This is a genomic window from Bifidobacterium phasiani (genome assembly GCF_019331775.1).
GTDB classification, from domain to species: domain Bacteria; phylum Actinomycetota; class Actinomycetes; order Actinomycetales; family Bifidobacteriaceae; genus Bifidobacterium; species Bifidobacterium phasiani.
On the sequence record NZ_JAHBBD010000011.1, the window covers coordinates 71,836 to 81,430 of the forward strand.

Consider the following 9,595-nt stretch of genomic DNA (forward strand, 5'->3'; position numbering starts at 1 on the left):
TAGGCACTATGACCGAACAGAACGAACATCTTGCGCTGTGGGGCGGCCGGTTCTCCTCCGGCCCCTCGCCCGAACTCGCCCGCCTGTCGAAGTCCACGCAGTTCGACTGGCGTCTGGCCGACGACGACATCGCCGGCTCCCGCGCCCACGCGCGCGCCCTCGGCCGCGCCGGCCTGCTGAGCGACGACGAGCTGGAACGCATGGAGGCCGCGCTCGACGAGCTGCAGCGCCGCGTCGACTCCGGCGCCTTCGCGCCGATCGAGGACGACGAGGACGAGGCCACCGCGCTCGAACGCGGCCTGATCGACATCGCCGGCGACGAGCTCGGCGGCAAGCTGCGCGCCGGCCGCTCGCGCAACGACCAGATCGCCTGCCTGATCCGCATGTGGCTGCGCCGCCACGCGCGCCGCATCGCCGGGCTGACGCTCGACCTGGTCGCCGCGCTGATCGAGCAGTCCGAACGCGCCGGCGACGCGGTGATGCCCGGCCGCACGCATATGCAGCACGCCCAGCCGGTGCTGCTCGCCCACCAGCTGATGGCGCACGCCTGGCCGCTGATCCGCGACGTGCAGCGCCTGGTCGACTGGGACGCCCGCGTCGACGCCAGCCCGTACGGCTCCGGCGCGCTGGCCGGCAACACGCTGGGCCTCGACCCGCAGGCGGTCGCCGAGGAGCTCGGCTTCTCCCGCGTCACCGACAACTCGATCGACGGCACCGCCGCCCGCGACATGGTCGCCGAGTTCGCGTTCGTCGCGGCGATGCTGGGCGTCGACGTCTCCCGGCTGAGCGAGGAGATCATCATCTGGAACACCCAGGAGTTCGCGTTCGTGCGCCTCGACGACGCCTACTCGACCGGTTCGTCGATCATGCCGCAGAAGAAGAACCCCGACATCGCCGAGCTCGCCCGCGGCAAGGCCGGCCGCCTGATCGGCGACCTGACCGGCCTGCTCGCCACGCTCAAGGGCCTGCCCACCGCGTACGCGCGCGACCTGCAGGAGGATAAGGAGGCCGTGTTCGACCAGGTCGACACGCTCGAGGTGCTGCTGCCGGCGTTCACCGGCATGGTCGCCACGATGGCCTTCGACACCGACCGGCTCGCCGCCGAGGCCCCCACCGGTTTCGCGCTGGCCACCGACATCGCCGAATGGCTGGTGCGCAACGGCGTGCCGTTCCGCCACGCCCACGAGCTCTCCGGCGCGTGCGTCAAGATCGCCGAGGAGCGCGGCCAGGAGCTGTGGGACCTGACCGACGAGGACTTCGCGGCCGTGTTCGCCGACTTCCTGCCCGCCGACAAGGCCCCGCAGGTGCGCGAGGTGCTGTCCACGCAGGGTTCGGTGGCGGCCCGCCGCGGCAAGGGCGGCACCGCGCCCGAGCGCGTGCGCGAGCAGCTCGCCGACGCCAGGGCGGCGCTCGGCCCGCTGCGCGGCTTCGCCGAGTCCGTCAGCGACGGCCCCGCCTACAAGGCCCCGGAGTCGCTGGCCTGATCGTACGCCGGGCCGGTTCCGCGCCGGCCCCGCGAACGACCGCCCCGGAGGGCATCGGCATGGTGCGCTCCGGGGCGCCGCCGTATCCGGGGAGGGAAAACCGGACAGACACGCGCGGTATGGTCGCGTGTTCCCCTCGGTCCGATGCCGCAGAATGGAACGTGAGGAGGCAACGACATGGCGGCACACCCACATCGGCACGTACGGCGGCGGCGCAGGGCGCGCAACGCCTTCGTCACGATGATCGCGCGCAGCATCCGCGGCTCGATCGGCCGGTTCCTCGCCATCATCGGCATCGTCGCGCTGGGCTGCGGCTTCTTCGCCGGGCTGCGGATGAGCGGCCCCGACATGCGCATCGCCGCCGACCGCTACTACGACGGCACCGCCCTGTGGGACATCCGCGTGATCTCCACGCTCGGCTTCTCCGACGACGACGTGGAGCGCATCCGCGGCATCGACGGCGTCGAGGCCGCCATGCCGTCCATCTCCACCGACGTGATGATGGCCCTGGGCGACGACGAACAGGCCGCGGTGCGCGTGGCCCTGCTGCCGGACGGCGCGCCCGACGGCGAGCGGACCGACGACGTCACGGTCGCCTCCGATGACGACGACTACCTCAACCGACTGCTGCTGCGCGACGGGCGCTGGCCCGAGGCGGCGGACGAATGCGTGATCTCCGCGGACGCCGCCGGCGACGCGGTCGCGATCGGCGACACCGTCAGCGTGCTCTACGGCACCGACGCGCTCGACGACACGCTGGCCGTCCGCGAATTCACGGTGGTCGGCACGGTCAGCTCGTCGAACTATCCGTACACCGTCAGCTTCGGCTCGACCACCCTGGGCTCCGGCATGATCGACCAGTACCTGTTCGCGCCGCGCGCCGCGTTCGTCGAGGACGCCGCCTACACGGAGGTCTACGCCACCGTGGCCGGGGCGGAGGACCACCAAAGCGGCTCCGAGGCGTACCAGGCCGCGGTCGACGAGGTGGCCGGCCGCATCGAGGACGCCGCGGACGAACTGGCGCAGGCCCGGCTCGCGGACGTGCGGGCGCAGGCCCAGGCCGAGCTCGACGAACGGACCGCCACATTCGAACAGGAGCGCGACGACGCGCAGGCCCGGCTCGACGACGCCAGGCAACAGCTGGACGACGCGGCCGCGCAGATCGCCGACGGCCAACGCCAGCTCGCCGACGGCCAGGCGCAGGCCCAGGCCGGCGCGTCACAGCTCGCCGAACAGCGGGCGTCGGCCGACCGCCAGCTCGCCGACGCCCAGGCCCGGATCGACGAGAGCACCGCGCGGATCGACCTGCAGGAGGCCCAGCTCGACGCCACGGCCGCACAGGCCGAACAGGCCCGGCAAACGGTCGCCGACGGCACCGCCGCGCTGCTGTCCCAGCTCGCCGAACAGGGCATCGAGGCCGACGACCCGGACGGCGCGCTCGCCGCCATCGATGACGCGACCGCTGCCATCGACCGGACTCTGCCGCAGCTCGAGACCGGCATCGCCCAGGCCGAGTCGGGCATCGCCGCGCTGAACGAGGCCATCGCGCAGCTGCAGCCCGCCGTGGACGACGCCGACGCCCAGCTGCCGGCGCTGCGCCAGGCCATCGACGACCTGCTCGCGCTCCGGGACCAGCTCGAGCAGCAGGGCCAGACCCTACCGGACGACCAGGCGCGGCGGCTGGAGGAACTGCAGGTGCAGGAGGCCCGGATCGACGCGCTCAACGCCCAATTGCAGGAGGCGCAGGACGGGCTGCGCTCCGCCACCGAACAGCGCGACCGGCTCGTCGCCCAGCGCGACGGGCTCGACGCCTCGCGCGCCACGCTGCAGCAGGCGCGCGAGCGGACCGCCACGCTGATCGACGCCGCCGACGCCGTCGCCCGATACGACGCCGGCCGCACCGCCATCGCCGACGCAAGGCGGCAGGTGGCCGACGCCCAGGCCCAGCTCGACGACAACAGGGCCACGGCCGACGCGCGGATCGCCGCCGCGCAGGCCCAGCTGGACGCGGCGGCGGCCACGCTGGAGCAATCCCGCCAGGAACTCGCCGCCGCGCAGGCCCAGTACGACGCCGGACTGGACGAGTACGAACGCCAGTCGCAGGACGCGACCGCGCAGCTCGCCGACGCGCAGGCCCGGCTCGACGACGCCCGGCAGGCCATCGACGAACTGGAGGCGCCTCGGATCTACGTGCTCGACCGCACTCAGAGCGAGGGCGCGGCGACCTACCAGGGCGACAGCGAACGCATGGACAGCATCGCCGAGGTGTTCCCGTTCCTGTTCTTCCTGGTCGCCGCGCTCGTGGCGCTGACCACGATGACCCGCATGGTCGAGGACGAGCGCGTCGAGATCGGCACCTACAAGGCGCTCGGATACGGCACCGCGCAAATCGCCTGCAAATACCTCGCCTACGCCGCGGCCGCCAGTCTCACCGGCGCTGCGATCGGCATCGCGGTGCTCTCGCAGATCCTGCCGTACATCGTCATGCAGGCGTACGGCATCATCTACGCCGTGCCGCAGCTGCCGGCCCCGCTGCCCGTCCTGCCCGGATCGGCGCTGCTGGCGGGCGGCGCCGGCGTCGGCGTGACGCTGCTGTGCACCTGGTTCGCGGTCGTCTCCAGCCTGCGCGAGACCCCGGCGATGCTCATGGTCCCCAGGCCCCCGAAGGCCGGCAAGCGCATCCTGCTCGAGCGCGTCGGCCCGCTGTGGCGGCGCATGTCGTTCTCCTGGAAGGTGACCTGCCGCAACATATTCCGCTACAAGAAGCGCTTCTTCATGACCGTCGTCGGCATCAGCGGGTGCACCGCGCTGATGCTGGTCGGCTTCGGCCTGCACAACGCCATCTGGGACATCATCGACAACCAGTACGGGCCGATCCAGCGCTACGACACGATCGTGAGCATGGACGCGAACGCCTCCGACGACGACGTCGCGGCGGTGCGGCGCGTGCTGGAGGACGCCGGCGCGTCCGACCTGACCCGCGTGCAGATCGAGAACATGCAGGCCTCCGGCGCGGGCGACGACGCGCTCGCCGTGCAGGTCGTCGTCCCGCAGGACGCCGACGAGCTGGCCGACGTCATCACGTTCCGCGAACGCGTCGGCCACGAGCCGGTGGCCTTCGGCGACGACGCCGTGCTCGTCACCGAGAAGGCGGCGAACCGGCTGGGGCTGCACGTCGGCGACACGGTGACGCTGCGCCGGCAGGACGGCATGGGCAACGCGACCGGCGGGGGCGTCGGGGCGACGGTCACCGGCATCGTCGAATACTACGTCGGCAACGTCGTCTACGTCGGGCCGGGCGTCTGGGCGGACATGGCGGCGGCCGACGACGGGCCGGACGCGCAGCCGCGGTACGCCACCACCTTCGCCGTCGCCCCCGGCGGGCAGGGGGAGCGCGACGGGCTGGCCGACGAGCTGCGCGGGCTGGACCACGTCTCGACGGTCGCGTTCTCGGAGACGACCATCGAGACGTACCGCACGATGCTCAGCTCGATCAACCTGATCGTCGTCGTGCTGATCGTCTCGGCGGCGGCGCTCGCGTTCATCGTGCTGGTCAACCTGACCAACATCAACATCGGCGAGCGCGTGCGCGAGATCGCCACGCTCAAGGTGCTGGGCTTCACGCGCGGCGAGGTGAACGCGTACATCTTCCGCGAGGTGGCCATCCTCTCGCTGGTCGGCGACCTGCTCGGCCTGCTGCTCGGCACCTGGCTCGAGGGGTTCGTGATCACCACGGTGGAGGTCGACCTGGTGATGTTCGGCCGGTCGATCCATCCGACGAGCTACCTGTACGCGTTCGTGCTCACGATGGCGTTCACCGGGCTGGTGGTGCTGTTCATGCGCGGCAAGCTCGACCGGGTCGACATGGTCGAAAGCCTCAAGTCGGTGGACTAGGGCGCCGGCGCGGGCCGTGGACCGCCCCATGCCGCGTGAAAACCGGACATGGGATGTCCTGTTGTCGCATATCCGCCCGGTGTCGGCGGGAAATGGTTGCGTCCGCTACCAATGTTGTGGTAGACCCGCTCAGGACGTTTCGTAAGGAAAGGGGCGGCAGCCATGCGGCAGGGCCATTTCCGCGACATCGGCCGATGCGTCTCCATCATCGACCGGCTGATGCGGATGTACTACGACCACGGTCTGGCCGACTACGAGATCGGCTGGGGCCAGCAGTTCTACGCGGAGTACATCCACGACCATCCCGGCGCCTCCGCGCAGGAGATGGTCTGGTGCATCCGCGTCGACAAGGCCACGCTGACCAAAAGCATCCGCAGGCTGGTCGAGATCGGCTACGTCACGGTCGTCCAGGACGAACGCGACCACCGCGTCAAGCGGCTGTACCTGACCGGGAAGGGCAGGCCGGCGGTCGCCCGCGTCAAGCGGATCCACGACGAGTTCTACGACACATTGTGCAAAGGCATCCCGCCGCAGGACGTCGAGGCCGCCGAACGCACCCTGGAACGGATGATGGAGAACCTGAACGGCGCCGTATGGCACAGAATGGAGGAGCAGCATGGGGCGTGAGCAAGCCCGGCACCTGTCGTCCGCGCGGCGGACGATGATCTTCGTCAACCTGGTCGTCTCCGGCATCGCGTCCTCGACGCTGTCGACGGCCATGAACACGGCGCTGCCCGATGTCACCGCGTACTTCGGCGTGGACGCCTCGATCGGGCAGTGGGTCACCAGCGGCTACTCGCTGGCGATGGGCGTGGTCATGCCGCTGACCGCCTTCCTGATCACCAGGTTCCCCACCAGGCGCCTGTACATGGCCGGCATCGGATGCTTCATCGCGGGCCTGCTGCTGAGCATCTTCGCCAACGGGTTCGCGCTGATGATGGTGGGCCGCGTGCTGCAGGCCTGCGGCAACGGCGTGCTGATGTCGGCGGCCCAGGTCGTGATCCTGACCGTCTACCCGCTGGAGCGGCGCGGCGCGATGATGGGCACCTACGGCCTGGCCACCACCGCCGCGCCGATCATCGCGCCGACGGTCGCCGGCCTGATGATCGACGCCTTCGGCTGGAAGTCCATCTTCTGGCTGGCGCTGGCGATCATGGCATGCTCGCTGGTGTGCTCCGCGTTCGTGTTCGACGACGTGCTTGAGCTGCAGGACAAGCGCTTCGACGTCGTCTCCTTCGTCGAGAGCGTCGTCGCCTTCGGCGGCGTCACGCTCGGCGTCGGCAACATCGGCGCGTACGGGCTGGCCAGCGTCGAGGCCGGGCTGCCGCTGCTGGTCGGCGCGGCGGTGTGCGTGCTGTTCGTGGTCCGCCAGTGCGGCATGGACAAGCCGTTCCTCGACGTGCGCATCCTCGCCAACCGCAGCTATGCGGTCAGCGTGGCGGCCAGCATGGTGCTCTACCTGGTGATGATGGGCTCGTCGGTGATGATGCCGCTGTACGTGCAGAGCGTCATGGGCTATTCCGCCGTCGTCTCCGGCCTGGTCACGCTGCCCGGCTCGCTCGCCACCGCGCTGGTCAGCCCGTTCGCCGGGCAGCTCTACGACCGGATGGGCATCAGGCGGATCTTCATCGTCGGTGCCGCGGCGCTGGTGGCCAGCAACGCCGGCATGTGCCTGCTGACCCTGGATTCGCCGCTGTGGATCGCCGCCGCGCTCAACGTGGTGCGCAACGTCGCCATCGGCAGCCTGATGATGCCGCTGCTGACCTGGGGCACGAGCAACGTGGACCAGTCCAAGGTCGCCGACGCCTCGTCGCTGCTCACCTCGCTGCGCACGATCGCCGGGTCGATCGGCTCGGCCGTGTTCGTCGGCGTGATGACCGCGGTGGCCGCCTCGTCCGCCGAACGCTACGGCGACGGCGCGCTGATGTACGGCATGAACGTCTCCTTCCTGGGGATGACCGCCGGCGCGCTCGTGCTGCTGGCGATCGCCCTGTGAGGCGTGCGCCGCCCCACCCGGTAGGCACACGTGTGCCGTCGGAAGGGCCGGTTCACAGGATTCGACTCGAGAATCCCGTGAACCGGCCCGATGTTCGTTTCCCCTCCGCATCGCCGAAATTCCGCCATTGCTCGCTGAGCGGCGGTGTACGAATGTGTGCGTTCCGGTTCACAGGATCCCGGGCCTCGAACCTGTGAACCGGCCCTTGCCGCCGGCACCGATGCGGATCATTCCCATCTTGACTATTTGTGACTGATTACCGGACATCTATCACATGCATGTCGCATTCGGTGTTGCGGATGACGGAAGTCGCGGGCGACGGAACACCCCGCGTCCGTCTCGTCCGGTTCTCGGCCACCTGATCCGAGGCAAAGCATATGCAGCCTGCCGGATGGAACGCATTCGTTCCGGAATCAGCCGCGCTTCGGTGACCGTTCGAGGCCCGGCTTCCCGCGCCTGCCTCGTCGCCCGGCCGTGCGTTTTCTCCCGTTCGCCCGGCGATGCTCCCGTTCCCGTCGTGCGTCGGCAGCCATGCGGGCCTGTTCCGCCGCCTCCTGTTCCAGCGAAGGCCTTCCCTGGGCGGCACGCCGGCGGTTCTCCCGGTCGTGGCGTTTGCGGTCGCGTCGCTCGGAGGCGATCGACCCCGGCGTCGGGAACATGCGGATCTGCCAGATCGTCTGGCCGAGCGTCCAGCAGTTGTTCGACACCCAGTACAGCAGCACGCCAAACGGCAGGGTGAGTCCCGAGGCCACATACAATGCCGGAAAGACGAACACGACGATGCGCTGGACCCGGAACTGCGGGGCCGTCATCGCCTCCTGCGCGGTGTTGCGATGCAGCTGCAGCCACTGCGTGGCGATCAGGGCCAGGCACATGACGGTGATCGTCGCGATGACGGTCGCCCGGGCGTCGGGGCCGACGGTTCCGAACGTGTCCGATAACCGCAGGTTGATGAACCGCGACCGCTCGATGTGTGAGGCGACCGACGCATCGATGGGCCCGATCGGCTCGCGGCTGCCGTCGACGATCGATGGCAGTGCCTGCAACAGGTAATACAGCGAACACAGTATCGGCCCCTGCAGCAGCGTCGGCAGGCAGGAGCCGAAGGGGCTGGCGCGGTGGCGTCGGTACAGCGCCATGGTCTCGCGCTGCATGGCTTCCCGCGATGCGGCGTCGGTACGGCCCCGGTAGGCGTTGCCGATACGGCGCAGTTCCGGCTGCAGCGCCTGCATGCGCCGCATCGCGCGCAACTGGCGGATGGTCAGCGGCAGCAGGCAGAGCCGTAGACAGAGCACCAGGGCGATGATCGTCAGACTCCAGCCGAGGTCGGATGCCTCGCCGAGTCCCATGGCGGCGATCAGCGTGTGCAGGGCGATCAGCAGATGCGCGATGCCCCATTGGATGGGATACAGGATGACGGATATGACGGTGGTCATGGAATGCGCTCCAATGATTCGACTATGACGATGCGGCGATGCGTCGGCGACGACGCGGATGCGGATATGCGCGTTCGCGCGGCCGTCGGCCGCGCGAACGGGTATACCCGATGGGAAAAGGAATCGTCACAGCCGGGATACGGCCCGGCTGTCAATCGAATCGGTACGGGTTAGGAAGCGCGAAACAGGGCCAGGCAGGCACCCATTGGGGCCGCCGGTGGGATGATGTCGCCGCGGCGCGGTGATGGTCGAACCGGAAGCGTGAGACGCAGCCGCCGGTACGGCTGCCGACAAGCCCGGCCATCCATCCCGTGACGACGGCGACGGCGATGACGACAACGATGATGGCGGCGCCGATCAGCGCGGGCGCCGCAGGTGTCATGGCATCCCCGGTCCCGGCGATCAGGGCCAGGCACGTCAAGGACACCGACGCGGCGGTGAACACCGGCGCGGGGCGGTGCATCCCGCCCTCGTCGATCGAGGCGCAGGCGCAGGCAAGGCGGCGGGACACGGCGTCGAGAATCATCGGAAGAATCAGCGTCGGCATCAGGCATGCGGCGACCAGCGCGATCCGCGCGTGCCATGCCATTCGACGTCGATCCATATGCCCCTCCCGTCAACACACCAATGTACCACCGGCGCGTGCCGTACCATGGAAGCCCGGTTTCTATTTGAAAGTGCAACACCTGCCTAGTGTGGAAGTGTCTGGGTTCCGGAAGGAAGGTGTTGCACCGTGCCACAATCGTATTCCCACCTGTCGGCGTTGGAGCGGGTCGAGATCGAGA

At 69.6% G+C, this 9,595-nt stretch carries 6 protein-coding genes; 4 read left to right on the forward strand and 2 right to left on the reverse strand.

Translation table 11 applies throughout. The features are described from left to right. Nucleotides 1–8 precede the first annotated feature (8 nt). From argH to KIH73_RS06105, 4 genes are all read left to right on the forward strand, one after another. Nucleotides 9–1,484, forward strand: coding sequence for an argininosuccinate lyase (gene argH, locus KIH73_RS06090; protein ID WP_219081586.1), 1,476 nt, complete (start codon nucleotides 9–11; stop codon nucleotides 1,482–1,484). Between the two features lie 177 nt (nucleotides 1,485–1,661). Further along, complete coding sequence (locus tag KIH73_RS06095) at nucleotides 1,662–5,378, forward strand: FtsX-like permease family protein (protein WP_219081588.1); 3,717 nt, start codon at nucleotides 1,662–1,664, stop codon at nucleotides 5,376–5,378. 162 nt (nucleotides 5,379–5,540) lie between these two features. Next, entirely contained in the window at nucleotides 5,541–6,005 is a 465-nt protein-coding gene (locus tag KIH73_RS06100) for a MarR family winged helix-turn-helix transcriptional regulator (RefSeq protein ID WP_219081590.1), read from the forward strand. Continuing rightward, the gene (locus KIH73_RS06105) at nucleotides 5,995–7,374 is read left to right on the forward strand and encodes a DHA2 family efflux MFS transporter permease subunit (protein ID WP_219081592.1); all 1,380 of its coding nucleotides are present in this window, start codon (nucleotides 5,995–5,997) and stop codon (nucleotides 7,372–7,374) included. The genes KIH73_RS06100 and KIH73_RS06105 overlap by 11 nt, the downstream gene beginning before the upstream one ends. Nucleotides 7,375–7,787: 413 nt before the next feature. Here the strand turns inward: KIH73_RS06105 and yidC are convergent, their stop codons facing one another. Continuing rightward, nucleotides 7,788–8,810, reverse strand: coding sequence for a membrane protein insertase YidC (gene yidC / locus KIH73_RS06110; RefSeq protein ID WP_236022617.1), 1,023 nt, complete (start codon nucleotides 8,808–8,810; stop codon nucleotides 7,788–7,790). 151 nt (nucleotides 8,811–8,961) lie between these two features. Beyond that, complete coding sequence (locus KIH73_RS06115; RefSeq protein WP_219081594.1) at nucleotides 8,962–9,399, reverse strand: hypothetical protein; 438 nt, start codon at nucleotides 9,397–9,399, stop codon at nucleotides 8,962–8,964. Nucleotides 9,400–9,595: the final 196 nt, after the last annotated feature.